Source organism: Allomuricauda sp. ANG21, assembly GCF_040705235.1.
Classification (GTDB): Bacteria; Bacteroidota; Bacteroidia; order Flavobacteriales; family Flavobacteriaceae; genus Flagellimonas; species Flagellimonas marina.
In genome coordinates, this window is sequence record NZ_JBFCVT010000002.1 from 94,212 (window position 1) to 119,657 (window position 25,446).

21 protein-coding genes are annotated in these 25,446 nt (G+C 41.1%); 7 read left to right on the top strand and 14 right to left on the bottom strand.

What is annotated here, in order from left to right; all coding sequences use genetic code 11:
- Positions 1 to 112 precede the first annotated feature (112 nt).
- The 5 genes from AB1A65_RS02735 to AB1A65_RS02755 form a co-directional block, all read right to left on the bottom strand.
- Positions 113 to 415, bottom strand: coding sequence for a hypothetical protein (locus AB1A65_RS02735; protein WP_366585399.1), 303 nt, complete (start codon positions 413 to 415; stop codon positions 113 to 115).
- 651 nt (positions 416 to 1,066) lie between these two features.
- Entirely contained in the window at positions 1,067 to 3,166 is a 2,100-nt protein-coding gene (locus AB1A65_RS02740; RefSeq protein WP_366585401.1) for a DUF4301 family protein, read from the bottom strand.
- Positions 3,121 to 3,762: a nicotinamide riboside transporter PnuC gene (pnuC, locus tag AB1A65_RS02745; protein WP_366585403.1), complete on the bottom strand. Its 642-nt coding sequence runs from the start codon at positions 3,760 to 3,762 to the stop codon at positions 3,121 to 3,123. The genes AB1A65_RS02740 and pnuC overlap by 46 nt, the downstream gene beginning before the upstream one ends.
- Positions 3,746 to 4,006, bottom strand: coding sequence for a thiamine-binding protein (locus AB1A65_RS02750; RefSeq protein ID WP_366585405.1), 261 nt, complete (start codon positions 4,004 to 4,006; stop codon positions 3,746 to 3,748). Before AB1A65_RS02750 ends, pnuC begins: the two co-directional genes overlap by 17 nt.
- A 44-nt stretch (positions 4,007 to 4,050) precedes the next feature.
- Positions 4,051 to 4,692, bottom strand: coding sequence for a 4'-phosphopantetheinyl transferase superfamily protein (locus tag AB1A65_RS02755; RefSeq protein ID WP_366585407.1), 642 nt, complete (start codon positions 4,690 to 4,692; stop codon positions 4,051 to 4,053).
- Positions 4,693 to 4,765: 73 nt separating this feature from the next.
- On the opposite strand from AB1A65_RS02755, the gene ahcY reads away from it, so the two are divergent.
- Positions 4,766 to 6,082 carry an adenosylhomocysteinase gene (ahcY, locus tag AB1A65_RS02760; protein ID WP_366585409.1) on the top strand — a complete coding sequence of 439 codons (1,317 nt, stop codon included), beginning with the start codon at positions 4,766 to 4,768 and terminating at the stop codon, positions 6,080 to 6,082.
- Here the strand turns inward: ahcY and AB1A65_RS02765 are convergent.
- From AB1A65_RS02765 to AB1A65_RS02775, 3 genes are read right to left on the bottom strand one after another with little or no spacing between them, the layout of a single operon-like run.
- Positions 6,079 to 7,161: a hypothetical protein gene (locus AB1A65_RS02765; RefSeq protein WP_366585411.1), complete on the bottom strand. Its 1,083-nt coding sequence runs from the start codon at positions 7,159 to 7,161 to the stop codon at positions 6,079 to 6,081. The two genes, ahcY and AB1A65_RS02765, sit on opposite strands and share 4 nt — an antisense overlap.
- Positions 7,162 to 7,196: 35 nt before the next feature.
- Complete coding sequence (locus tag AB1A65_RS02770) at positions 7,197 to 7,952, bottom strand: LytTR family DNA-binding domain-containing protein (protein WP_366585413.1); 756 nt, start codon at positions 7,950 to 7,952, stop codon at positions 7,197 to 7,199.
- Complete coding sequence (locus AB1A65_RS02775) at positions 7,953 to 9,032, bottom strand: histidine kinase (RefSeq protein ID WP_366585415.1); 1,080 nt, start codon at positions 9,030 to 9,032, stop codon at positions 7,953 to 7,955.
- Positions 9,033 to 9,278: 246 nt separating this feature from the next.
- Here AB1A65_RS02775 and AB1A65_RS02780 point away from each other — a divergent pair, with 246 nt between their 5' ends.
- Complete coding sequence (locus AB1A65_RS02780; protein WP_366585417.1) at positions 9,279 to 11,666, top strand: TonB-dependent receptor; 2,388 nt, start codon at positions 9,279 to 9,281, stop codon at positions 11,664 to 11,666.
- A 76-nt stretch (positions 11,667 to 11,742) separates the two neighbouring features.
- The gene (locus AB1A65_RS02785; RefSeq protein WP_366585419.1) at positions 11,743 to 12,855 is read left to right on the top strand and encodes a D-TA family PLP-dependent enzyme; all 1,113 of its coding nucleotides are present in this window, start codon (positions 11,743 to 11,745) and stop codon (positions 12,853 to 12,855) included.
- Between the two features lie 98 nt (positions 12,856 to 12,953).
- On the opposite strand, the gene AB1A65_RS02790 is transcribed toward AB1A65_RS02785, so the two are convergent.
- From AB1A65_RS02790 to AB1A65_RS02815, 6 genes are all read right to left on the bottom strand, one after another.
- Positions 12,954 to 13,973: a phytase gene (locus tag AB1A65_RS02790; protein ID WP_366585421.1), complete on the bottom strand. Its 1,020-nt coding sequence runs from the start codon at positions 13,971 to 13,973 to the stop codon at positions 12,954 to 12,956.
- A 94-nt stretch (positions 13,974 to 14,067) separates the two neighbouring features.
- Positions 14,068 to 16,971 carry a TonB-dependent receptor gene (locus AB1A65_RS02795; RefSeq protein ID WP_366585423.1) on the bottom strand — a complete coding sequence of 968 codons (2,904 nt, stop codon included), beginning with the start codon at positions 16,969 to 16,971 and terminating at the stop codon, positions 14,068 to 14,070.
- Between the two features lie 170 nt (positions 16,972 to 17,141).
- The gene (locus AB1A65_RS02800) at positions 17,142 to 18,740 is read right to left on the bottom strand and encodes a tetratricopeptide repeat protein (RefSeq protein ID WP_366585425.1); all 1,599 of its coding nucleotides are present in this window, start codon (positions 18,738 to 18,740) and stop codon (positions 17,142 to 17,144) included.
- A 148-nt stretch (positions 18,741 to 18,888) separates the two neighbouring features.
- On the bottom strand, positions 18,889 to 19,149 hold the full coding sequence (gene rpmA, locus AB1A65_RS02805; protein WP_366585426.1) for a 50S ribosomal protein L27: 261 nt from the start codon (positions 19,147 to 19,149) through the stop codon (positions 18,889 to 18,891).
- A gap of 24 nt (positions 19,150 to 19,173) precedes the next feature.
- Positions 19,174 to 19,725 (bottom strand): 50S ribosomal protein L21, encoded by a 552-nt coding sequence (rplU, locus tag AB1A65_RS02810; protein ID WP_366585428.1) that lies wholly within the window; start codon positions 19,723 to 19,725, stop codon positions 19,174 to 19,176.
- 103 nt (positions 19,726 to 19,828) lie between these two features.
- Positions 19,829 to 20,275 carry a DUF4199 domain-containing protein gene (locus AB1A65_RS02815; RefSeq protein WP_366585430.1) on the bottom strand — a complete coding sequence of 149 codons (447 nt, stop codon included), beginning with the start codon at positions 20,273 to 20,275 and terminating at the stop codon, positions 19,829 to 19,831.
- A 186-nt stretch (positions 20,276 to 20,461) separates the two neighbouring features.
- Between AB1A65_RS02815 and AB1A65_RS02820 the strand changes: the two genes are divergently transcribed.
- The 4 genes from AB1A65_RS02820 to AB1A65_RS02835 all read left to right on the top strand — a co-directional run bounded on the left by AB1A65_RS02820 (position 20,462) and on the right by AB1A65_RS02835 (position 25,422).
- The gene (locus AB1A65_RS02820) at positions 20,462 to 21,784 is read left to right on the top strand and encodes a pitrilysin family protein (protein WP_366585432.1); all 1,323 of its coding nucleotides are present in this window, start codon (positions 20,462 to 20,464) and stop codon (positions 21,782 to 21,784) included.
- 1 nt (position 21,785) lies between these two features.
- Complete coding sequence (locus AB1A65_RS02825; protein ID WP_366585434.1) at positions 21,786 to 23,858, top strand: pitrilysin family protein; 2,073 nt, start codon at positions 21,786 to 21,788, stop codon at positions 23,856 to 23,858.
- Positions 23,859 to 23,954: 96 nt separating this feature from the next.
- Positions 23,955 to 24,329: a hypothetical protein gene (locus tag AB1A65_RS02830; RefSeq protein WP_366585436.1), complete on the top strand. Its 375-nt coding sequence runs from the start codon at positions 23,955 to 23,957 to the stop codon at positions 24,327 to 24,329.
- Positions 24,330 to 24,402: 73 nt separating this feature from the next.
- Entirely contained in the window at positions 24,403 to 25,422 is a 1,020-nt protein-coding gene (locus AB1A65_RS02835; RefSeq protein ID WP_366585438.1) for a transporter, read from the top strand.
- Positions 25,423 to 25,446 lie beyond the last annotated feature (24 nt).

Genomic DNA, 25,446 nt, shown 5'->3' on the forward strand with positions numbered 1-25,446 from the left:
GACGACACTTTAAGAGACGCCCTAAGTTTTATAAAATTATCACAAAAAGAAAGGGCTGCAAATGCAGCCCTTTCTAACCAAACTAACTAACCTAACACGGTATCGAAAACTATTACATCTCAATCCAATTTCCTTCGGCATCAGCATATACGGTACCTTGAGTACCATCTTCTAAGGACAATTCCAATTTATATTGGTCTTTGTCATTTTTATATGCCTTGTCCACTGTTGCAGTGGGGTAATTTTGTGCCACAGCGGTTGTTACGGCCTCAGGAAGGTCAGAAACATTGATTTCCTCAAAATCCCCAACGGTGATTACGGTTGCTTTATCTACACTCAGTTCAGGTGCTTCTACACTGGCAAAAGCTGTGAATCCAACAAAAGATAATACGGTTGCTAAAACTAGATTTTTCATGGTATATGATTTTAATTGTTAAACTTGACTAACTATATGAAAAACCAGTGCCAAGATTTTTAATCAGTCAAAAATAAATGTAACTACCTGAATAAAAGATTTTTATAGTTTTTGTTCAATTAGCCAAACTGTGTAAAACTGTGTAATGAATTCCCAAAACCGTATAATTTTTATACAAGAAAGGCTGCCGAAGCAGCCTTTCAATGCCAAGATCATAGTCCCAAGGAAAAAGACTATCAACAGGTTTGGCATGGTGGAAAATGCATGATTAGTGTTTATTGCATAGCATCATCCTGATTTTTATGTTCGTTTCTTCTTCTCATATCCCTTACATAAGATGCCAATACGTAAATAACAATGGCCTATGAGATGATGTTTAGGAATAGAATTATTTTGTACAGCATTGTTGTTTCGTTCCTTTATCAATTTATGGTTGTAAAAGAAAGCCGTACATAGTGCACGGCCTCCTAACCAAATCAACCAACCTAATTTCAAATAACCGGTACCTGTCATTTACAGTCTGTCCCATTTTGTTTTTTGTATGGGATGGTTCGTTATCTTTTTGACACCATCTTTTGGACAAGGTCACATATTGAACAAAAAAATCCGCCTTTTTGGAGAGCGGATTTCAACTATCTGTGATTCAATTTTTTAGGCCTGGTGGGTAGGCTTCAATAAATCATTGACTGTTTTTACTGGATTGAAGGTAACCAAGGGAACTTCAACAAAAATGGTGTTCCAAAAGGCCATGCCACCATTCCAAAGACCGGGTAGTTCCAAAGCCTTTAGTTCTTTTCCTTCTTGGGTTTTGCCCGTTATGAACCCTTGCTTCTCATCTACAAAATCCAACAGGTTGTACTTTTTACCTTTGTGGTCGCGTACACCACAAACTAAATCTACCGGGTTAAAGTGGGTTGAATTTTTTAAAATAGCGGCTTGTTCGTCATTGGACATATCTATTTGTGCAGACTCAATAATCTGCAGTGAAATGTTCCCCTCCCCATCCTTTATCCAAAATGGGCCGCCGCCGGGTTCGCCCTCATTTTTGACCATACCACAAACTCGAATAGGTCTGTTTAGTTTTTCCTGTAAAATTCTCAATTGCTCATCAACCGACAGGTCATCATAGTTATCGGGCATGCGAACGTTAAGGTCCTTTTCCAAAAAGGCCTTGATTTGATCTGCTGTTTCTGGTGGAACATTGCCTTTATCCAACATTTCAGAATGGGCGAACGCCTTATCCTGAACTTTTTTAAGTACTCCGGCCAACATCTTTTTACTATTAGCTACTGCTTCCAAATTTTTATCAATCACCACATTGTCTATATTCTTGATGAAAATGATGTCGGCATCTTGATCGTTCAGGTTTTCAATGAGTGCCCCATGGCCTCCTGGCCTAAATAAAATGGAACCATCACTGTTCTTGAAAGGCTTATTTTCCATATCCACGGCAATGGTGTCCGTGGATGGTTTTTGGTTTGAATAGGAAATCTGAAATTCGGTATCGGTAGATTTTGAAATTTTTGGTCCTACTTTGGACTCCTCCTCCGCGAACATTTCATCATGCTGTTCTGAAACCGTAAAATGAAGATTGGCCTTGCCATCGGTTTTGGCGTAAAGGGCGGCCTCTTTTAAATGCTCCTCAAATGGGGTGGCACTGCCTGATTCATACTGGTGAAATGGTAACAAACCTTTTGGATAGAATCCGTAGTTGAGTCCATCTTCCATCAGCATTTCCTTTACAAAGAGATAGGCTTCCTCATCTTTATTGGCTGCCTTGCCCTTAATTTGTCCCATAATCAAATCGTAAAAGGGCAGCTTATGCAGATTATCGGTAAATTTTTTGGCATCGGAATCCCCGGTTCGCTCAATGTAGACTGAAAGCGATTCTTTGGATGGGTCATACGCATCCACAAAATTGAACATGGCCTTAAACATTCGGGATGCGGCCCCCGAGGCAGGAACAAATTTCAAAAGATCCAAGTTACCCCTTGAATTTTCAAAGTATTGAATAAGTTCCTCTTGCTCCTGTTCTGAAAATCGGAGAATACCATTGGAAACAACAGCGGCTTTCACCAAATCTACAAACGGGATTCCCTCTTTAAAGGTTTCAATTTGGCGGGCTACTTTTTCTTTGGAAATGCCTTTGCTTTGCAATTGTTCCAAGTCTTTTGGACTTAAATCGATCATGTTATGGAGAAGTTTATCAATGTGTTTTATTGCTGTTGAAAGCCGAGATGCTTTATCTCCCTTTAAAATAATAAAATTCCTGTGATATTTTTCCAAAGTCTCTTTGAAATACGCAAACATCCGTTCCCGTTCATTGGGTTTGTCCCGAAGATCATCTGCTTCCCATGGAGTATCAATATAGGTCAGCAGATATAGGTCATAGGAATTCTGCAACGCATATTTCTCCAAAATTGGATCACAAGAACCTGAATAATACGCCTCTGAATATACTTTGGTTTCCAAAAGATCGGTATCGCAAATGAGAATTTTATGTGCTTTTTTGGCCAACTCATTTTCCAATTTCATTTGTCCGTGGGCAATGGGCAGAAGATCTTTGGGCTCACAGGTATTTTGTTCCCTGTCCCATTTGTCTTGCAGGTATTCACGAGCATATTCCGGAACCCATTCCGTTTGGTAGTGTTCAGCCAATTCTATGGAAAGTGTGGTCTTCCCTGTGGATTCTGGTCCAAAAAGGACTACTTTAATGAGGTTTGTAGGGTCTTGTCCAAGTCTTTCTTCCATGCTAAATATCCCTGAATGGCCAATACCGTGAAGATAAGGTATTGCAATGAGAACATGCCCCATCCTCTATATGCGTATAAGGGCACGGTTATGATATCCCCTATGATCCAAAGGGTCCAGTTTTCGAGTTTTTTGTTGGCCATGTACCACATTCCGGTAAAAAAGATTCCCGAAGTTAGGATGTCAACATAATTGGTGACCTTAATTTCCGCCCCAAAGGCTTTATACACTCCAAAAGTGACCAATAGTGTAAGGAGGAAAAGACCGAATCCAACCCATTTTTCCTTGGTGCTGGTTCTGGAAATCTTCACCACAAATTCCCGGTTATTTTTTCTTCTGGCCCAGTTCCACCAACCATAAATACTCATTATGGAAAAGTAGAAGTTCATCATCATATCGCCCAAGAGTCGATCTACAAAGAAAATATAGGTGGTTATGGCCGTGGCCACCAATCCTGTGGGATATACCATGATATCTTCCCTTTTGGCATAGACCACACTGGCTATTCCAAATAAAAAGGCAGTGGCCTCCAATATGATGAGGGAGAGTTCACGATCCTCGTATGGACCAAGGAAGAAATCAAAAATGGGGTTCATAGTCGCTTCGATCAGATTTAACCATTTTCATGGTCAACACTACATGGTCTAGCTTCTCAAATGTTTCCTTTATTTCGGTGTGAAGCAATTCCATGACCTTATCGTACTCCCCATACACTTGTGTGCTCATCGGGTTTTCCAAAACCGTGAGTCCGGAAGAGCGCAATTTTTTGATAAAATCAATGATTGGAGGTTCAAAATTATCTTGAAGGGGGGTAAGGGTAAGTTCAACGGAAACTTTCATGGGATATGCAGAATTTTCAGGAGCAAAACTACAAAAAGGAATCGTCATCCTCCCATCATTTTTAAGGCGTATACACAGGTGAAACCTTCAAACTCCAAAAATTCAATCTCGTAGTGCGATTTTTTTCCTTTATATAAAATTTCGGCCACAGTGCGGGAATCCTCAAAGGTAAAATCCATTACGTTGATATGCCTTAAAAAACTCAACCCTTGTTGCGCATATATTTTGTAGAGCGATTCCTTGGCACCCCAAACAATAGTAAGTTTCCGAATGAGCGCCTCGGTATTGGCCAAGGTTTTGTATTCCTCTATTGGTGTAAATTTATGGGCTATCTTAAGGATTTTTTCGCGCTGCATTTCTATATCTATACCAACTTCATCCGTTTCGCTCACAATAATCCCTGTAAAATTATGGGAATGGGTAATGGAAATATGGTTGCCATCCCTTAAATGGGGCTTTCCAAAATCGTCATAAAATAAATCATGATCTTCATATCCCGCTTCCGCCATTAAGTGTCTGATACTCAAAAAAGCCCTTCGGTGAGCTTCTGATTTCATACCATCCATACGGCTTTGGCAATGAGGCGTGAGTTTAATTCCATCAGCTAAATCCTCTTCGGGTTCTTCAACCTTCCAAATATACACGGATGTTGTTGGAGAAACTGTTATGGTTTTGTAAATGGGCATGACCAAAAATTAAGCGAATTCGTATCTTTGTCGCACTAAAAGCGAAGCTACAAAAGTAAATTTATATAAAGTTATGAGCACAAAGACAATTCCGTATGTACCTTATAAGGTAAAGGATATTTCCCTGGCCCAATGGGGAAGAAAAGAGATTGAGCTTGCCGAAGCTGAAATGCCCGGACTAATGGCGTTGCGTGAGGAATACGGTAAAGAGCAACCTCTTAAGGGGGCCCGAATTGCCGGTTGTCTGCATATGACCATACAAACCGCGGTATTGATAGAGACCTTGGTTGCCCTTGGTGCTGAAGTTACCTGGAGTTCCTGTAATATTTTCTCGACCCAAGACCATGCAGCAGCTGCAATCGCTGCCGCCGGGATTCCCGTGTATGCTTGGAAAGGCATGAATGAAGAAGAATTCGACTGGTGCATTGAACAAACCTTGTTTTTTGGAGAGGAAAGACAGCCTTTAAATATGATTTTGGATGATGGGGGTGACCTTACCAATATGGTTTTTGATAAGTATCCAGAGTTGGCTACTGGAATAAGGGGCCTCTCTGAAGAGACCACTACTGGGGTTCATCGTTTGTATGAGCGCATGAAAAAAGGAACATTGCCAATGCCTGCTATCAATGTGAACGATTCGGTGACCAAGTCCAAGTTCGACAATAAATACGGTTGTCGGGAAAGTGCTGTGGATGCCATCCGTAGGGCCACCGATACCATGTTGGCCGGAAAACGTGTAGTGGTTGCCGGTTATGGGGATGTTGGAAAAGGAACTGCAGCTTCTTTCCGCGGTGCAGGTGCCATTGTAACTGTTACCGAGATTGATCCCATTTGTGCGCTTCAAGCCTGTATGGATGGGTATGAAGTGAAAAAGTTGGAGACCGTTATTTCCAATGCAGATGTGGTGATTACCGCTACTGGAAATAAAGATATCATCCGTGAGGAGCATTTCCGTGCGCTAAAGGACAAAGCCATTGTTTGCAACATTGGACATTTTGACAATGAAATTGATATGGCTTGGTTAAACGGAGCGTATGGGAATACCAAGGACGAGATTAAACCACAAGTGGACAAATACACCATTGATGGAAAGGATTTGGTCGTTCTTGCTGAAGGCAGATTGGTAAACTTGGGCTGCGCTACTGGGCATCCCAGTTTTGTGATGAGCAATTCGTTCACCAACCAGACCTTGGCACAGATCGAACTTTGGAACCACAGCGACAAATACGAAAACGAAGTGTACATGCTTCCGAAGCATTTGGATGAAAAAGTGGCCCAATTGCATTTGGCCCGTTTGGGTGCAGAGTTGACTGAGCTTAAGCAAGACCAAGCAGAATATATTGGTGTGGAGGTAAAAGGGCCTTTTAAGCCGGACTATTACAGGTATTAGGGTTTGGCTTTTTCAATGAGGTTGTCATCCAAATTTTCATCCTTGAGCGCCATTTGGTAGAGATCTGGGCTTAACTCAAAAGCTTTTTTCAAATTAAGGACAATCAGTTTCTTTAATTCGTCATTTTGATTTTGATTTGAAGTTTGGTTGCCCTGTTGGCTCCTATTGTATTGTCTACTGTAATTACATGCTAAATTGTAATACGCGGGGGCAAAATCCTTATGTTTTTCTATTAATTTTAGAAGTATTTTATTAGAATTTTGTTCTCCATTTTCGGAATACTGGCTTTGCAGGTACGCAGAGTTTAATTTGGAATACAATTCTCTTTCGTCCTTTTCATAGATGTGGTCAAAAACATGGATTGCTTTCTCATATTCTCCGAAATACACCAAGAATTTGCCCAATTTTTGCAACAAACCGATGTCATCAATCTCCAAATAGTTTTCATACATTGCTAGGATTTCCTTTTTCTCTTTTTCTGAAATTTTTAGTTTGACCTTCCCTTCATCATTGATTCTAAGGATTTCATTTACCGGAAGTTTGGCTATCTGGGTATTCTTAGATATTACTTTGTCTATTTTTTTCTCCCAGATTTCTGACATTTTTTTTTCATTGGCAATAAGATACTTGACAAAATCCGTTATTGTGAAAATATAAATTGATGTAAACCCGATGAAGAAAAATTCAATTAGGAGGGTACTTGAAAAAATTATTCCTGACTCTCCAACACCTAAATAGGTACTTGTGTCCAAAACAATATCTTGAAAATATCCAATGATACTTTTCAACTCTACCAATGTAATCCCGATAGTTATTTTGGTTATCCAATCAGCTATCTCCTTAAGTGAATTGTTTTTTTCATAGGCTACATCTTTGTTATCATTCTTTATTACTGGCAGGCCAAAAATAAAACCCAAAACACCACCAATCGAAAATGCAGATGCAGCTATTAATATTCCTAGTGACACTACCTTGGCAAAATCCCCTGTTTGGAAGGCGTATAAAACAACACATAGCATAGTTACCACAACTATGATTAGCAAATTCCGTAAATAAGGTTTTAGGTTGAGGTTGAGCATCTTTTCACTTTTGCTTCTGTAAGATAAGCAAATTCCTACATATCCAGCCACCGTTTAAAATTTGTGGTGCGCTCCCGGGATACAATGACTTGTTCTTCTTCCTTCGGCAGTAATTTTAGCAGCAAGCGACTGTTGAAGTAGCTATGAATCTCCACAACAGACTTGACCGATATCATAAACTTTCGGTTGATCCTAAAAAAATGGATGGGGTTTAAAATATTCTCCAATTGATCTATGGTATATTCAATGGGAAAGGACTGCCCGGTGTGGGTATATAGGCAAATTAAACCTTCGTTTGATTTAAAATAGGCAATGTCCTCTACATTGAACGAGCGAAATTGGTTCCCCACCTTTACCATAAACCTGTGTTTGTACTCTTTGTGGAAAAGCTGTTTGAGATGTTCCAAATTCTCAGTGGAGGTATGGCCGTTTCGGGTCACATTCTTTTTGAATTTTTCCAGTGCCGTTTTTAAATCAGACTTTACGATCGGCTTTAAAAGATAATCCACCCCATTGTATTTAAATCCACGAATGGCAAACTCATTATAAGCGGTTGTAAAAATAACGGGGGGATGATCCTCGATACCATCCAGAATATCAAACCCATAACCGTCATTGAGTTGAATGTCCAAAAAGACTAGGTCGGGCTGTTTGTTTTTCTTGAACCATGCAGCCCCACTCTCTACGGAATTCAATTCAGCAATAATCTCAATATCTGGTGTCAATTCTCCAACCAATTGGGTCAATCGCTTTGCCGCAAATTCTTCGTCCTCAACAATAACTGCTGTCATTTAGGATATCTCTTTCAAGTTTATTTCGTTTACTTTTTTGCTCAACAGAGGGATTATTACCTCAAAACAACTGTCCTCTTGCCTTATCAGCACCTGTTTATTGGTGTAATAAGAGTATCGCTTTTTAATGTTTTCCAAGCCCAATTTGGTGGTCTCTTCCTTTAGCTCACGCTTTCTTAAACTATTTTTTATGGCTAAGGCATTGTTTTCAATGGAAGTAATGGAAATCTGAAGCGGTTTCTCTTTGGAGTACCAATTGTGTTTCAGGGCATTTTCAATCAACATCTGCAAGGTAAGCGTGGGAATCCAATATTCTTCTGCCTTGACTTTGATATCCATTTGTATGGAAATAGCATCCTTATGCCGCACCTCCATCATAAAAACATAGGCGTCCAAAAAATTGAGTTCTTTTTGTAGACTCACCAAATCTTCTTCCTTATTATCCAGGATGTAACGATAACTGGTTGCCAATCGGGTGACGAAGTCCGAAGCAAGATCACGATCTTCATACATCAGGGAAGTAAGTGTGTTTAAACTATTAAATAAAAAATGGGGACTGATCTGACTTCTCAATGAGGAATATTTGGAAGCAATCATCTCCTTTTTCAGGTTTTCCATTTGTTCTTCCATTTCTTCCCTGTGCTTCATAGAAAAATAAAATAGATTAACAAATACTACTGTGGAACCAATCAACAAGGCCCTTGACACATCGCTGATGAACTCAACAATAACGGGTTCCTCACATTGAATCCCCAAAGTGTCCTTCAAAGGAAACAAGGCCAGGTAATAGGTCAATGTGCTCAAAGGCAGTAAAACTGCCATGGTCAACGCATAGATTTTAAGGCTATTATTAAGGTCAAGACTTCCTTTTTTACGCTCCCTATGAATCAGCCAATCATTAAACTCCCAAGTGACCATAAAAAAAAGGAAGGCCGTCCAATAGTAAAATTGACTAGTGGGATTTAAGAATGAATGCCAAGCGTCATTTTCGTGCTCAGAAGTAACCTTGATTAGGAAAAACACCACAGTGGCCACCATCCAGCGGAACAAAAGCTTTTTTACGCCCCTTTTGTTGAACATCCCAAAAACCATTTGTTAAAGATACTGAAGTCCTCGTGACACCTAAATTTCTCTCACTTCAAATGTCAAAAAAAGGATTGAACCGTGCTTAACTGCTATTAACTTGATTTTAAGTCTCCAGTAAACCGAATATCAGCCTTAATTGCCCGTTACACGGCTTCATCAGCAAATACAACAGTTCAAAAGTTTTAAGTTCCATTAGGAAAAACTTTGGGGCAACTTCGGCTAAAATCAAAAAACCTCGTCATGAAAAACATAATTTTAGTCCTCACATTCCTTTACGGATTTTCCATGTTTTGCCAAACGGGCACGCTAAAGGGAATCGTTGTAGACAAACAATCTGAAAATCCTTTGGAAGGGGCCACTGTTGAACTTTTGAACATGGAAATCGCTACTGGTGTCATCACCGATTTTGATGGTCGATTTACTTTAGAGAACGTTCCTATTGGCCGACAAACGGTACGTGTCAGTTACATTGGGTTTGAAAGCACTACCATTCCCAATGTTATAATCACTACGGGAAAAGATGCCTTCATTACCATTCAACTATTGGAGTCTTTTAATCAATTGGATGAAGTTATTCTCACGAACTCCGACCATAAAAATGAGCCTTTGAACAAACTGGCAACAGTCTCCGCCCGACAATTTGGTGTGGAGGAAGTGACCCGTTTTTCAGGTGGGCGAAGTGATGTAGGTCGCTTAGCCGCCAATTTTGCTGGGGTTTCGGCTCCAGACGATAGTAGAAACGATATTGTCATTCGAGGGAACTCCCCAACAGGTTTGCTGTGGCGTTTAGAAGGTGTCCCCATTCCAAGTCCCAATCATTTTTCCACCATTGGAACCACCGGAAGTCCTGTTTCGGCCTTAAATCCCAATCTGCTCAAAAACTCGGATTTTATTACCTCTGCGTTTCCCGCCGAATATGGGAATGCCATTGGAGGGGTATTTGATCTAGGCTTTAGAAAAGGAAACCCCGATGATTATGAATACACCCTTCAAACTGGTGTATTTACAGGTTTGGAGGCCATGGCCGAAGGTCCTTTGGGCAAAAACAGAGGTTCTTTTTTGGTGGCAGCACGATATTCCATGACCAGCATTTTAGGTGTCGGTGGCGCTGGGGGAACTTCTTCCGTTCCCAATTATAATGACATCTCTTTTAACGTTGATTTTGGAAGGGTGAATTCTGGAAATCTTTCCGCATTTGGAATTATCGGAACATCAGATATTGAATTTAAAGGGGATGATATTGACCCGGATGACCTATTTGCCGCCGAGGATGAAAACTCTTATGTAGACTCACAGTTTGGGGTATTAGGTTTGAAATACAATTTAAGCCTGAATCAAAATTCATTTTTACGGACCGTGGCTTCCCTGTCCTATTCCGGAAACAATTTCAAAACCGACCGCTATTTGGATATGGATACACCAGAAGAACGACTGGTTCGCTATACGGAAGCTGATAATTCCGAAACTCGGTTTACCTTTTCTTCACTCTATAATACTAAACTAAGCGGCAGACTCACCTTTAGAACTGGATTGTTATTAGAAACTTTCAATATTCAGAGTTTGTTGTTGGATCGAACGGAACAAGGGGACAATAATGGTGATGGCGACCCAGATCTGGTTAATTTTAGGGATATTGATGAAAATATTACCCTCTGGCAACCTTACATCCAAGGACAGCTCAGGGTCACCGAAAAATTGACCTTGAATGTAGGTCTTCATGCTCAATATAGCTCATTGAACAGCAAATTTGTGTGGGAACCTCGTGCCGCGCTAAATTATGCCCTATTTCCCAACCACACCCTTAATCTCGGATATGGACTTCACCATCAATCCATTCCCTTGCCCCTTTTGTTTTTGAATGAAAATGTGAACGGTGAAATCCAGCAGACAAACCGGGAATTGGATTTTGTTAGAAGCAGCCATTATGTCTTGGGCTATGATGTTCGCTTGGCCGATAGCTGGCGAGGCAAGGTGGAAATTTATTATCAAGATATTGATAAGGCAGGGGTTGAAGCTTTTCCATCCAGTTATTCCACCTTGACCGAAGGTGCTGACTTTGGTTTTGATAATGATCGGGTCTCCCTGGTGAATGAAGGAACCGGTTTTAACCAAGGTATCGAACTTACTTTGGAAAAATTCTTCAGCAAAGGGTATTATGGTTTATTGACGAGCTCCTTTTTTGAAAGCAAATACGAAGGCAGTGACGAAGTTGAACGCAATTCACCTTTCAACAATGGCTATGTGGTCAACCTTTTGGCCGGAAAGGAATTCAAGGCTGGTCCATCTGGAAAAAATATATGGTTTGTAGACACCCGACTTACCACTTCTGGTGGGCGTTATTACACTCCCGTTGATTTGGAAGCTTCGCAAATAGCTGGTTATGAAGTGTTGCAGGAAGACTTGGCCTTTACCCAACAATATGATGATTATTTCCGGTGGGATGTGAAGTTTGGTCTCAAAATCAACAGCAGAAAGAAAAAACAATCACATCAGTTTTATTTTGACCTCCAAAATGTGACCAACAATGAAAATATTTTTGTGCGCCGCTACAACCGTTTGACCAACAATGTGGACCGAGTGGACCAAATCGGGTTCTTCCCCGACTTCGGGTACAAGTTTCAATTTTAAGAGGAATCAACCCAAGTTTCCTCACAAATGATTACATTGTTTGCCAAACCAAAAGTTGAAACAAACAGCATTGAAGATGGTAGAAGATTGGTACGTAATCAAAAATGTGGAAACAGTGGATTCCCCTTCCGTGGCCTTGTATTTAGAACACCTCAAGTACAACATCAATGAGATGGTCACTTTGGTGGATGGCCAAACGGAACGATTGATGCCCCACATCAAAACCAACAAAATGCCTAAGGTAATGCGGGTTATGTTGGAGTCGGGAATTACCAATTTTAAGGCGTCCACGATTTCAGAAGCAGAAATTGCCGCTGAAGCTGGAGCTGAATCTGTCTTAATTGCCCATCAATTGGTTGGCCCTAAAATAGACCGCATTTTAAGCTTGATAAAACATTATCCCGATACCCAGTTTTCTACCATATTGGATAACGAGGACAGTGCAGAGCTTTTAAACCAAAAAGCGTTGGAACAAGAGCTTTCCGTTGCTGTTTATATTGATATTAATAATGGAATGAACCGCTCAGGCATTGCAATTGGCCCAGGGCTGGATGAGCTTATGGCCTATTTAAAAATATGCAAGGCATTGATTTTTAAAGGACTTCATGCCTATGATGGTCATTTAAGGGATTCTGAATTCGCGGTTCGTAACCAAAAGATAGAAGCCGGTGTAAAAGATGTTGACGTCTATTTTGAAGCGTTGAAAGAAAGTTATCCCCATGCTGAATTGATCTGCGGGGGAACACCTTCCTTCACTTCACATTTACAAAAACAAAAGAGAATAACCAGTCCTGGTACTTGTGTACTTTGGGATTGGGGCTACGGTGAAAAATTAACGGAGCAGAACTTCAAATACGCTGCCCTCCTGGTGACCCGAATTATCTCCAAGCCTACCGAGGGGATTATAACTGTAGATTTGGGCCATAAATCCGTCGCCGCGGAAAATCCCATTGACAAACGCGTAAAATTCCTGAATCTTGAGAATTACGAATTGCTTTCACAAAGTGAGGAGCATGGCGTGATCCAAGTAAAAGATTGGGACAACTATAAAGTTGGGGATGTCCTGTATGGCATTCCGTATCACATTTGTCCTACTATTAACCTTCATGATGAGGTATCTGTCATTGAAAATGGAATGAAAACAGATACTTGGGCCATTACAGCCCGAAAACGAAAATTGCGTTTTTAAGCTCTGGTTTTGTATCAGTAGCCACATAACTTTGTCAACTTGAGCGCCTGTCTGCCGACAAAGGCAGGCTCGATGTGATGATTATATTGAGGTGATTTCTATTTAGACTCCAAGAATTTTCCCAAATCGTAAAAGTAAAAGTCCTTTTGATCGTTCATGGCAACAAAAAGTCCATTCGGAAAGGTTTCGTTCAACGCAACAGTAACCGCATCACAACCATCTGTTTCAAGGGTGGAAAGATTGACTGCTTTTATAAATGAATTATCCTTTCTTGAAAAAATATTGAACTGACCACGTTGTTGGTCGGAAACAATGATATAGCCTTCTCCGTTGGGGTATCTGGCAATGGCGATGCCCTCAATATCTTCCAAAAACAATTCCCCCCCAAAACAAGCCAACTCTTCGTCACCCATGCTGGGTTCTGTGTAATATTTTTTTATGCATTCGCCTTCATCAGAATAATACACAAAACCGAGTTCGTTGTCCACTGCAATGGCCTCAATTTCTTTTCCTCCGGTAAAACTTCCAAATTTTCGTACCAAATTGGCGGATACCCCGGTGCTATCGGATTCAAATTTATACTGATAAAGGTACGAACCACTTGGCCCAATTTTTCTTCCGACAATGGCATAAATCGATGAATCTTTAGGGGATTTATACAGGCTGATTCCCATTGCCAAACGTTGCTCCACATCGGTTTCATCCTCAAAAACAGGGAAACCACCACTGTCCAAGGGTTTCATATCGGGGACAGAGAACAATCGAATTTGTTGCTTCTCTCTTTCGGTAAAGGCAATTACGTCAACAGCTACAGAATCATTCAATTGAAAACCGTATTCCAAATCCACATTGTTGGGGCGTTGAATACCTGTGATAGACTTCTCTCTGATTATTTTTCCATCCAAATCGAAAGCATAAACACCTCCGTTGGTTTCCTTATCGGTTCCAAAAACAATACTTTTTGAAGCATCTTCAGGATTGATCCAAATGGCAGGGTCATCGGTATCGTTTGGGGTTTTTTCGGTGATAACATCAGGAGCTATGGCCGGCAGTGAACTGCCTTGTTTGCACGAGATGATTCCCAACACCAAAATAAATGGGATATATAATTTTTTCATACTAGAAACTTTATGGGTAACGGTTGTCACTCCAAGTACCCGTCAGTAATTGACGGGTACTCATCATGACTTAGTATATAAAATACTACCTGAATTATTTTCTGAACAAATCGTATTTCAACCCGAATGTAAAACGGATATCGTAAAATTCCGCTTGTTGGGTCCTTTCTTTCACACTTTGGAAATACCGTAGGGGTTGATTGGTGATGTTGTTCACATCGGTATAAATCCTCAAGTTGTTGGTAATGGCATAGCTGGCATTGAAATCCAAGAAAAACTGGGTGTCATAGTAGCGGTCTTCAAAAGCGTTTCCTCCAATTTCATCGATATACGAATCGGAAAAGTTGGCTGAAAGTCGCGCGCTAAACCTTTTATCGGCATAGCCCAAAGATCCGTTGAACATATTAGGCGCTGTGTTGGGAAGATCCAAATCGGTACGCTCATCACCATCCTCGTTGCGGATACCATCGGCACTGGAAGATAAGTAGGTATAGTTTAAATAAATACTAAAGTTTCTGGCGAAACCAGGTAAGAAATCCAACTGACGCTGGAAGGATAATTCTGCTCCAAAAATGGAAGCGCTGTCTCCGTTCAAAGGTTGAAAAACATCATACCCTGTTGTTCCAGAACCAAAGGAATCATCTTCAGCTTCTGTGATATAGGTATAAATAAAGTCGTTGATTCTTTTATAGAAAAGACCTCCGGAAAGGATTCCCACGCTTTGAAAATAGTGTTCGGCATTTAAATCGAAGTTCATGGAAGTGGTTGGGTCCAATTCTGGATTCCCCACGATGACTTCCTCATCCTCGTTCACAATTTCAGCTCTTGGAATTAAATCCTGGTAATTTGGACGTGCCAAAGTATTGGTCCATGCAAAGCGAAGGATAGTGTTGGTATCCACATCGTACTTAAAATGAATGCCCGGCAGCAGATTGGTATAGGAGTTTTCATCAGATACAGGCTCAACTTCAATGCCTTCCTCTATGCCTGCGTCCTCATCTTCTTCAATGTAAACAACCCTATTGCCATCCGTTTCCAGTTTAGTGTTCTCCAATCTTGCTCCAGCCAATACACTCAATTTATCAGATAGTTTTTGATTGAACATTATATAGGCTGCCAATACATTTTCCTTTACCTCAAAGTTCCCTGGCAAGAATTCATCCGGTAAAGCTTCACCGTTGGTACTGTTCAAGTTCAAACTGCCCAACCATTCCTCACTGGCAAAGGTTCCCGCTTGGTATTTCTCACCTGCTAGAAAATCTGGATTGGTATAGCTTTTTACGGGAACTGCGCCCAAGGTTGGAAAATCATCTTCCAAATCGTATTCAAAGAAATCGTTGTCTCTTAATTTGGTTTTAAATCGACCTCTTGCACCAAACTTAATGGTTCCATTCCCTTGTCCAAAGAAATCCGCAGGAAGCTCAAAGTTTGCAAAGAAGTTGATGTCCTCCTCTTCTGTATATTGGTTTTCATTGGTGATTTCATCGAACTCAAAATTGTCCAAATTGTTAAAATCACTTGGGTCTGAAGCCGTCATTATGGGGTACTTTGGGTTGCTGTTGTCATTGTTGACGATATATTCAGCAGCGTAAGCGGCATAACGTTCGTTCAAACGCTCTTCGGAAGCTTTGGCATAAGACCCCATCCAATCGAACTTTAAATTACCAAAGAGATGGTTACCTCCCAAGGTATAGTTTTGCATACGCTGGTCTTCCAACCTTCGGTTTTTGTTGCGCCCTCCTGCAATACCACCTTTGGATTCACGCACAGCTTCAATAGGGAAACGGGTCGGGATTCCATTGGTTATGGTAAAATCTCCCTCTTCTATATCCTCACCATCCAATATTTCTTGGGCAAAAGCGAATCGATTTTCCCGATCGTCCCTCCAGTTGTACATGGTTTTCAAATAAATATTGTTAGCAGCATTGATTTGGTAATCAAAATTGGCAGAGAAACTTCTTCGTACCCGCTGAACCAAATAGGTTCGTTGTTCAGTTACGTTAGTGTAAGGGTCTACATCCGCTTCTTCCAAAATAGGATCTCCTTCTTCATCGTCTTCACCGGTATAGTATTCGAATTCATCGCTCCATTCGGCTTCAATGTTGTCCGAACCAAAATCATTGTCGTTGATGGTTGCTGAAAACATGTACCCGAATTTTCCATCATTGGTGCGGTCACCAATTAAGAGTGAACCATTCCATATTCTTTTATCGGTAATAAAATTGATTCCCGACCCTGCGGTGGCAGAAATCCTAAATCCTTGCGGCGCGGTACGGGTCACCAAGTTTACAGACCCTCCCAAAGCGTCCGCATCCATATCTGGAGTTACGGCCTTGTTCACTTCAATAGTCTGAATCATATCTGAAGGAATCAAGTCCATTTGAATGTTACGGTTATCCGATTCAGCAGAAGGAATACGGCTTCCGTTCAGGGTAACTGAGTTCAATTGAGGTGAAAGACCACGAACAATAATATTTCTTGCCTCACCTTGATCTACCTGCATGGTGATACCGGGAATACGCTTTACGGCGTCTCCAATGTTGGCATCGGGGAATTTTCCAATTTGGTCTGTGGAAACCACGTTGGTAATGTTCAGATTGGTACGTTGCGTGTTCAAGGCTTTGGCTTGACCACTAAGTCCATAAGCACTTACCTGAACCTCATCCAGTTCAAAGTTACTGGGGTTCAATACAATGCTAACACCTGTGGTTTGCCCACCAGATACAGAGACTTCTTGATCAACATCAGCATAGCCCATGTAGGTGATCTTTAAGGTATAGCTCCCTTCAGGAATACCAACAAGGGTAAACCTTCCATCAAAATCGGTAATGGCTCCCTTTGAAAGTGATTCAATATAGACATTGGCACCCGGAACATAAATCCCGTTTTCATCGGTTATGGTTCCCTGTATATTACCTGTTTGTGCTTGTGCCTTTGCAAAGCCAAACATCAAAAAAAGCGTTACAAAAAGTAGTTTTCTTGCGTTCATTGATTTCATTTTGGTTCTAGTTAGAATGCAATCCAAAACTATGTATATCAGCTTATTAAGATTTAAAATAAAGGGAAACAAAAAGGAAACAAATCGGTAGTAGGGCAGAAACAAGAGGGCAACAATTACATTTTTTTTACATGGGGCTAACCTTTTCAAAAAATTGGAGTGAAATTGACTCAAAGCTCTATCATAAAATTTACCAGTTCATCTTTTTGGTCAATGGGCAATTTTTTGCGAAGTCGGTGTCGGGCCACGCGAACACTATCTGGGGTCACCCTTAAGATAGAAGCGATTTCCTTGGAGGAAAGGTTCAATCGTAGTAACATACCCAATCGAAGTTCTGCGGGAGAGAGACTGGCATCAGAAAGTGTGGATAGTTTTTTGATGAACTCTGGGTGTATCTCCTTAAAGAAGTTCATGAATTCATCCCATTCGTCTTCCTGTTGAAGGTTAAAATCAATTTCCTTAACCAAGGCTTTTATTTTTTCCGAAGTATCCATGTTTTTTCGGGAAGCGATATTGCGAAGCGTATTGGCCAAATCGAGCAAGATTTTGTTCTTCTGGGACAAGTGCAGGCTGTACCGGGATAGTGAAGCCGTTTTGAGCTGCACCTCATTTTGAAGGTTTTCTTCCTCGATGGCTTTTTTATCAAGCTCCGCTTTGAGCATTCGCTGTTTGTATTCTTGGATTTTGAGTTTGGCCTTCCGTTTTCTACCCAAATAACTGTACAAAATGGTGAGGATGGCCGCCAGGGCAAACAAAGCCACCCACAAGAGGTTCTGATTGGCAGCACTTACCTTATTCTGCTCTTTCAACAATTGTATTTCAGCCTCTTTTTTATTGGTTTCATAAATGGTCTGAAGCACATTGAGTTGATTGGTATTCTGTGCTCTTAGCATGGCACTGTTGTACTCTTCAGATTCCAGTAGTTGAGCATGGGCATTTTTAAAATCGCCCATGAGTGCATAGGTTTTAGAAAGGTCTTTATGGGCACTTTCCAACTGATGAAAATCGTTCAACTTCTCTGCAATTTCCTGGGCTTTGCTGGTATATTCAATGGCTGAATCATACTTTCCCGTTTTTCGAAAACTATCGCCCAAGTTATTGAGCACATTGATTTCTTCGGTTGTAGTGCTACCTTGCAAATACGCATAGGCTTTATTAAAATATTCGTAGGCCAAGTCAAACTGCTCCAAATCCTCATAAATACTCCCGATGTTCTCATTGGTCATGGCCACCCCATGTTTGTCGTTCAACTGTTCAAACAGTAATAGGCTTTCTTTTTGGTAGGCCAAGGCTTTGTCGTATTCCCCTTGTTTTTCATAGCATGCGCCTAGCAACGCCATGGATTCAGCCTGTCCTTTGCCGTAATCCAAATTCACTGTGGTGTTCATGGTGTCAGTGAAGTGTTGTTCCGCCAACTCAAAATTATTTTGGGAGAGGTATACCCTACCAATATTATTGTTTAGGGTGAGGTAGAGGGTATCGTTGAAATCGGTGCCAATCTGTTCCAGTGCCCTATTGTACTGTTCCATGGCTTCGGAATACAATCCCAATGAGCGGTAATATTCTCCAAGTTTTAAATGGCTTTGGGCGATTTGTTTTGGAAACTCGGGTTTACTTTTGGATTGCTCCAACTGCTTTTGAAGCTCCAGATAGGTTGGGTCTGATGTTTTTGCCGAAGTAAGGTCAATAGACGTTTGTTGGGCCAAACCATTATTATGAATCAGGACCATCACCATCAAAAGAAAAAAAGGTCCAAAAAGTGTTCTCATTGAACGTAATTGGCAAAGAAGGTTCAAGAAACACAATTACGTTCGCCCAAATATCACCGTTAGGTTAACAAACCTTTACCAATCGGTTAGGCAGAAAAAAGAAAAGCCCCGCTATTGCGGGGCCTTTAATATGATATAACTTCTTGTCTTATGCTTGAAAAGGCTCGATGGAAACATAGGATTTTCCACCCACTTTCTTTTCAAACTTAACAATACCGTCTACTTTGGCATGCAAAGTATGGTCTTTTCCTGCATAAACATTTTCGCCAGGATTGTGCTTGGTACCACGTTGTCTAACGATGATGTTACCAGCAACTGCTGCCTGACCACCAAAAATCTTAACACCTAAGCGTTTCGATTCTGATTCTCTACCGTTTTTTGAACTACCTACACCTTTCTTGTGAGCCATGATATATAAATTTTAGTTCGTGTCTTATTTACTTAACGCTTTGATCAACTCAGCTTTCTTCATGGAAGAGTAACCGGTGATTTCCTTGGCTTTTGCCATTTCTTTCAACTCTGCTACGGTTTTAGAGCTTAAATCTTCAGTAGCCTTAGCTTTTGGAGCTTCCTTTTTGGGAGCTTCCGCTTTTTTGGCTACTTCTTTCTTAGGCTCAGCAGCAGGTTTCTCTTCAGCTTTGGCCTTAGCAGGAGCAGCAGCTTTCTTGGCTCCTTTGGCCACGATACTTTCAACAACAATCTCGGTCAAATATTGTCTGTGACCGTTTTTCTTGCGGTATCCTTTACGTCTTTTCTTTTTGAAGACAATTACCTTATCTCCTTTAAGATGCTTTACAACTTTGGCCTCAACAGCCGCACCTTCTATGACTGGGGCGCCAATGGTAACGTTTCCATTGTCATCCAAAAGAAGAACTTTGTCAAAAGTAACTTTTTTGCCTTCTTCAGTCTGCAAACGGTGAACGTACACTTTCTGGTCTTTTGCAACTTTAAATTGCTGCCCTGCCATCTCTACAATTGCGTACATAATGCGTTAATTAGAATTAATTTATGGTCGCTTTATTAAATTAGCGGGTGCAAATATACTGCTAAATCCTTAATCCACAAGTGCAATATCCCATTTTGGGCCATTATTTTTTGTGGTTGTTGGAGGATTTAAAGAGCTGCATGAAGGAAAGTGTTAAAACCAAGGTCGTGGCAAAACCCATGATTGCCACCGTAAAGAATACGATTCCTTGAAAATTTTTATAGTCTTTGGACCATGTTTTGGAGAGCTCATCCAAAAAAGAGCTGTTCAATTCCGTACTGTACAAAGCAAAGAAAATGGTGAACAATAGGGTCGCTATAAACCCTGTAGTGATTCCTGCCGTGAACCCCTTACCATAACTGAATCCCTTTCCTTGTCTAATTTTGGTGTACTTGATGGTCTCGTAAATGCCAAATCCCGTAATGACCCCATTGAATAAACTATAGAACACGTTGGTGTGCTTGCCCATGAGGGACAAAATCAAAAAATACGCGATAAGAATAGCACTGGTGACTATCCCAAACCGAATCGGAAGGGTTACATTTTTCATCTCATTTTATTTTTGGATGCGTTGATTAATTTAATGAATGTTTACGAATTATCCCATACTTTCCTACAAAGACTTGCACCTTCCCCGTTGGTCTTGTAAATTTTGTTCTATATTTAGTGTAACATCAGTCAAACAATCAATACCAACCTCGTAGTTCAACATACACCAACATTAAAATAAGGTAAGATGAAAAGACGATTACCATCAATGCTTTTCATATTTTTCATGGGCAACCTGTTATCTGCGCAGGAAGTAGCTTTTGAAGAGTATGATCTGCCCAATGGCCTACATGTAATTTTACATCAGGATAACACAGCACCTGTGGTGACCACGGCGGTGATGTACCATGTGGGTTCCAAGGACGAAGACCCACAAAAAACTGGATTCGCCCATTTTTTTGAGCATTTGCTGTTTGAAGGCACCCAAAACATTGAACGGGGCGAATGGGACAAAATAGTCTCCTCCAATGGCGGAAGAGGCAATGCCAACACCTATTTGGACCGGACCTATTACTATGAAACCTTCCCCTCCAATAGTTTGGAAACGGGTCTTTGGTTGGAGTCAGAGCGTATGATGCATCCCATTATTGGTCAAGTGGGTGTGGATACGCAAAAAGAAGTGGTGCAGGAAGAGCGACGACTTCGGGTGGACAACTCCCCTTATGGTGCTTATTTTGAGCAAATTTGTAAGAATCTCTTCATTAAACATCCCTACCGATGGGCGGTAATAGGTTCTCTGGAACATCTGGCCAGTGCCACTTTGGATGATTTTAAAAACTTCAACAAAACCTACTACGTCCCCAACAATGCGGTATTGGTCGTAGCGGGCGATTTTGAAACCGAAAAGACCAAGAAAATGATTTCCGATTATTTTGGCCCCATTCCAAAAGGTGCTGAAATTGATAGACCCAAAATAAAAGAAGAGCCAATTACCTCAACCCTATATGCCACCTATCATGACCCAAATATTCAGATTCCAGCCATCTTTCTGGCATACCGAACTCCCGGCCAGGCTGAAAGAGATGCGTATGTCATCAATATGATTTCCACGTATTTGAGTGATGGGGAAAGCTCCAAGCTCTACAAAAAGTTGGTGGACGATAAAAAAATGGCACTCCAGGTTTTTGCGTTCCCCTTGGATGGTGAGGATTACAGTGCTTATATTTTGGGTGGTCTTCCCTTGGGAGAATACACCATTCAGGATCTAAAGGATGAGATTGATGCTGAGATTTTAAAACTCCAGACCGACCTTATTTCGGAAAAAGACCACCAAAAGCTCCGAAACAAGTTTGAAAACGGGTATGTGAATGCGAACAGTGGTGTGGAAGGAATTGCTAGCTCCCTCGCTGAAGACTATATGCTCTATGATGATACCAACCTCATCAACACAGAGATTGACATTTACCGCTCCATCACCCGGGAAGAAATCCGTGAGGTGGCCCTGAAGTACCTAAAAGTCAATCAGCGATTGGAACTGGAGTATTTACCTGAACAAAAAGATGCCAATTAAGATGAAAAAGTATATCCTATTTTCCGTACTGTCGCTTTTCTTGGCAGTTACTAACGCCCAAATTGATCGTACCACTCCTCCAAAAAAAGGCCCCGCTCCTGAAATAAACCTAAAGGAACCCGCTCGCTTTGAACTGAGCAACGGGCTAAAGGTAATGGTAGTGGAAAACCATAAGTTACCACGGGTAAACATGTATTTGACCATAGACAACCCACCTATTTTACAGGGCGACAAAGCTGGCGTATCCGATTTAACCTCCAGTATGCTGGGGAAAGGTTCCAGTTCCATCCCCAAGGACGATTTTTATGAAGAAGTGGACTTTTTGGGAGCGTCTATAAATATTAGCAGTCAGAGCGCATCCGCAAACTGCCTCTCCAAATACTTTCCTAGGATTTTGGAACTCATGGCCGATGCAGCCCTAAATCCCAATTTTACCCAAGAGGAGTTCGAAAAAGAAAAGGAGCAACTATTAACTGGACTTAAAAGTCAAGAAAAGGATGTTTCCGCCATTGCAACACGAGTGCAACTGGCCCTTGCCTATGGCAAGAACCATCCGTATGGGGAAATCACTTCAGAAGAAACCGTAAACAACGTAACCTTGGCAGATGTGGAACAATTCTACAGAAACTATTTTGTGCCCGCCAATGCCTATTTGGTCATTGTTGGCGATGTAGATCTTGAAACTGCTAAGGCGCTCATCACCAAAAATTTCACACCATGGTCCAAAGCGGTACCCCCATCATTCAGTTATTCAAAACCTACAGATGTACAGTACACGCAAATCAACTTTGTAGATGCACCCAATGCCGTACAGTCTGAAGTGGCCGTGGAAAACATCACAGAACTAAAAATGAAGGATTCCGACTATTTGCATGCCCTTTTGGCAAACCGGATTTTAGGTGGAGGATCACAAGGCAGGTTGCAGCTAAACCTTAGGGAAGACAAGGGGTACACGTATGGGTCTTACTCAGCCATAAGGGACAACAAGTACAGCCCTATTCGCTTTGACGCCTCTGCTCAAGTGAGAAATGCGGTTACGGATAGTGCCGTGGTTGAAATACTAAAAGAAATCGACAAAATCATCAACGAGCCCGTATCCGTAGAAGAACTTTCCAATGCTAAGGCGGAGTATGCAGGAAGTTTTGTAATGGCCTTGGAAAATCCTACGACCATTGCGGCTTATGCCCTCAACATTGATACAGAGGACCTTCCCAGTAATTTTTACAAAACCTATTTGGAGCGACTTGATGCAGTTTCCATTGATGATGTGCAAAAAGCTGCCCAAAAACATCTTACCACGTCAAATGCCAGAGTAGTGGTTGTTGGGAAGGGAAGCGATATTGTGGAAAACCTTGAGAAAGTCACTTTTAAAGGCAAGGAAGTTCCCGTATTCCACTACGATAAGTTTGCCAACAAAACCGAAAAACCTGAGTATAATGCAGTGGTTCCAGAAGGCATGACCGCTAATTCGGTCCTAGAAAGGTATATTGAAGCCATCGGTGGAAAATCCAAATTAGAGGGTGTAGAATCATATGCTATGGTGGCCGAAGCAGAAATGCAAGGCATGAAATTGGAACTTGAGATGAAGAAGACCTCACAAGACCAATTTATGCAGAACATAAAGGTAATGGGCAACTCTATGCAAAAACAGGTTCTAGATGGAGAATCAGGATACATGGTGGTGCAAGGGCAACGCAAAGACCTTACCCCGGAAGAAATTGAGAAAATCAAGGAAGAGTCCGCTGCGTTTCCTGAATTGAACTATTTATCTGTTGGCAATGTTTCTTTGGAAGGCATTGAGCCTGTCGGTGATAAAAAGGCATACAAGCTTAAGATTACCGACAAAAAAACAGCTTTTTATGATATTGAATCCGGTTTGAAGATTCAGGAAATTTCTCTGGAAGAAATCCAAGGGCAGCAAATACAGAATGTTATGGGGTTTGCTGACTACCAAGAAGTCTCAGGAGTCAAATTCCCCTTTAACTTATCACAGAGTATGGGTCCCCAAACTTTTGAGTTTACTGTTACGGAACTCAAGGTGAATGAAGGGGTAAGCGCTTCGGATTTTGAGTGAGCAGACCACACAATTGTTAAAAGGCGCTCTAAAAGGGCGCTTTTTTATTGCAGGATTTCTCCTTATCTATAATTTTGCAGCGCAAAATCCTCACTATTGAACCGGCTCATTGCCCATATTTTTATAGCACTCTACTTTTTAGCCATGGCACGCCCCGTTGCACCATTGTTGGAGTACATTATTTATGAGGACTATATATCGGAATTTCTTTGTATCAATAAAGACAATACTGAATTAGAATGTAATGGTAAGTGTTACTTGATGCAGCGTATTTCGGAACAAAACGAACAAAAAAAACAGAATCTTCCCAGAATTGTATTGGAAGAATATCCCATAGGATTTGTTGAGATATTCGATTTAGATTCAGAAGATATTTTCTTTGATCAACTTCCCAATGGCTTTCATTACATCAACACTTACGCACACCTCTATTGTGCTCTTAATTTTCATCCTCCCAGCTCTGTTGGTTAATTTTTGAACATACTTTTTTTTAGAGCAACCTCTTACATGAAACGGTTGCCATCAATTTCAACATATAAATCGAATGAAAATATATATTTCGGCCATCCTTGTTATGGCCACAATTGCCTTGTGCGCACAGGAAATTAATGACAATACAGAAAAATGGTCTTCTGGAAGACCGGATGGACATGCTCCCATTTCGGTGATGGGTGACCACATGCATGGTAAAGGGGAATGGATGTTCTCCTACCGTTATATGTACATGAACATGGATGAACTGAAACAGGGCACGGATAATGCCTCCTATGGCAATGCATTGGAAAACTATATGGTAACCCCTACAAGTATGCCAATGAACATGCACATGTTGGGCACCATGTTTGCACCAAGCGATAAAATTACGCTAATGGCCATGATCAATTATATTACCATGGAAATGGAGCATATAAATCGCATGGGAGGGACCTTCACCACCGAAACCGAAGGCTTTGGAGATGTTCAGCTTTCGGTTTTGTACAAATTCTTTAATGCAAACCTACAGTCACTTCACGCACAATTGGGCTTTTCAATCCCAACAGGGGGCATCTCGGAAAGTGATATTACTCCTGCTTCAGCACCTAATGAAACCGAATTGCCCTACCCCATGCAATTGGGTTCTGGAACATTTGACACCAATTTGGCCTTGACCTATTTAGGCCAAAGTAATTCTGTTTCTTGGGGAAGTCAAGTAAGAGGTCTGTTTCGTTTTGGAAAAAATGACCGGGAGTACCGTTTGGGAAATAGATATAGCTGGAATAACTGGTTTGCAGTGAAAACCACAGATTGGTTGAGTTTTTCAGCTCGATTGGAAGGGTTGGCCATCAGCAAAATTGAGGGTGCCGACCCCAATCTAAATCCCATGATGGTAATCACTGTGGACACCTCAAATTCTGGAGGCACTTTGGTTAACAGTGGTATTGGTTTTAACCTCTATGTCCCTACAGGCGCTTTAAAAAACCTTCGGTTTGGTTTTGAATGGGCTATGCCATTGTTTCAAGACGTAAATGGAATTCAACTAAGAACCAAAGAGTCCGTAACATTGGAAACACAATACTCATTTTAAATTTTAACTTCCTGCGGGGCATAC

Excerpts from the sequence above, each read along its gene's own strand:
- AB1A65_RS02735 (WP_366585399.1), bottom strand. The coding sequence starts at position 415 with ATGAAAAATCTAGTTTTAGCAACCGTATTATCTTTTGTTGGATTCACA.
- AB1A65_RS02740 (WP_366585401.1), bottom strand. The coding sequence starts at position 3,166 with ATGGAAGAAAGACTTGGACAAGACCCTACAAACCTCATTAAAGTAGTC.
- pnuC (WP_366585403.1), bottom strand. The coding sequence starts at position 3,762 with ATGAACCCCATTTTTGATTTCTTCCTTGGTCCATACGAGGATCGTGAA.
- AB1A65_RS02750 (WP_366585405.1), bottom strand. The coding sequence starts at position 4,006 with ATGAAAGTTTCCGTTGAACTTACCCTTACCCCCCTTCAAGATAATTTT.
- AB1A65_RS02755 (WP_366585407.1), bottom strand. The coding sequence starts at position 4,692 with ATGCCCATTTACAAAACCATAACAGTTTCTCCAACAACATCCGTGTAT.
- ahcY (WP_366585409.1), top strand. The coding sequence starts at position 4,766 with ATGAGCACAAAGACAATTCCGTATGTACCTTATAAGGTAAAGGATATT.
- AB1A65_RS02765 (WP_366585411.1), bottom strand. The coding sequence starts at position 7,161 with ATGCTCAACCTCAACCTAAAACCTTATTTACGGAATTTGCTAATCATA.
- AB1A65_RS02770 (WP_366585413.1), bottom strand. The coding sequence starts at position 7,952 with ATGACAGCAGTTATTGTTGAGGACGAAGAATTTGCGGCAAAGCGATTG.
- AB1A65_RS02775 (WP_366585415.1), bottom strand. The coding sequence starts at position 9,032 with ATGTTCAACAAAAGGGGCGTAAAAAAGCTTTTGTTCCGCTGGATGGTG.
- AB1A65_RS02780 (WP_366585417.1), top strand. The coding sequence starts at position 9,279 with ATGAAAAACATAATTTTAGTCCTCACATTCCTTTACGGATTTTCCATG.
- AB1A65_RS02785 (WP_366585419.1), top strand. The coding sequence starts at position 11,743 with ATGGTAGAAGATTGGTACGTAATCAAAAATGTGGAAACAGTGGATTCC.
- AB1A65_RS02790 (WP_366585421.1), bottom strand. The coding sequence starts at position 13,973 with ATGAAAAAATTATATATCCCATTTATTTTGGTGTTGGGAATCATCTCG.
- AB1A65_RS02795 (WP_366585423.1), bottom strand. The coding sequence starts at position 16,971 with ATGAAATCAATGAACGCAAGAAAACTACTTTTTGTAACGCTTTTTTTG.
- AB1A65_RS02800 (WP_366585425.1), bottom strand. The coding sequence starts at position 18,740 with ATGAGAACACTTTTTGGACCTTTTTTTCTTTTGATGGTGATGGTCCTG.
- rpmA (WP_366585426.1), bottom strand. The coding sequence starts at position 19,149 with ATGGCTCACAAGAAAGGTGTAGGTAGTTCAAAAAACGGTAGAGAATCA.
- rplU (WP_366585428.1), bottom strand. The coding sequence starts at position 19,725 with ATGTACGCAATTGTAGAGATGGCAGGGCAGCAATTTAAAGTTGCAAAA.
- AB1A65_RS02815 (WP_366585430.1), bottom strand. The coding sequence starts at position 20,275 with ATGAAAAATGTAACCCTTCCGATTCGGTTTGGGATAGTCACCAGTGCT.
- AB1A65_RS02820 (WP_366585432.1), top strand. The coding sequence starts at position 20,462 with ATGAAAAGACGATTACCATCAATGCTTTTCATATTTTTCATGGGCAAC.
- AB1A65_RS02825 (WP_366585434.1), top strand. The coding sequence starts at position 21,786 with ATGAAAAAGTATATCCTATTTTCCGTACTGTCGCTTTTCTTGGCAGTT.
- AB1A65_RS02835 (WP_366585438.1), top strand. The coding sequence starts at position 24,403 with ATGAAAATATATATTTCGGCCATCCTTGTTATGGCCACAATTGCCTTG.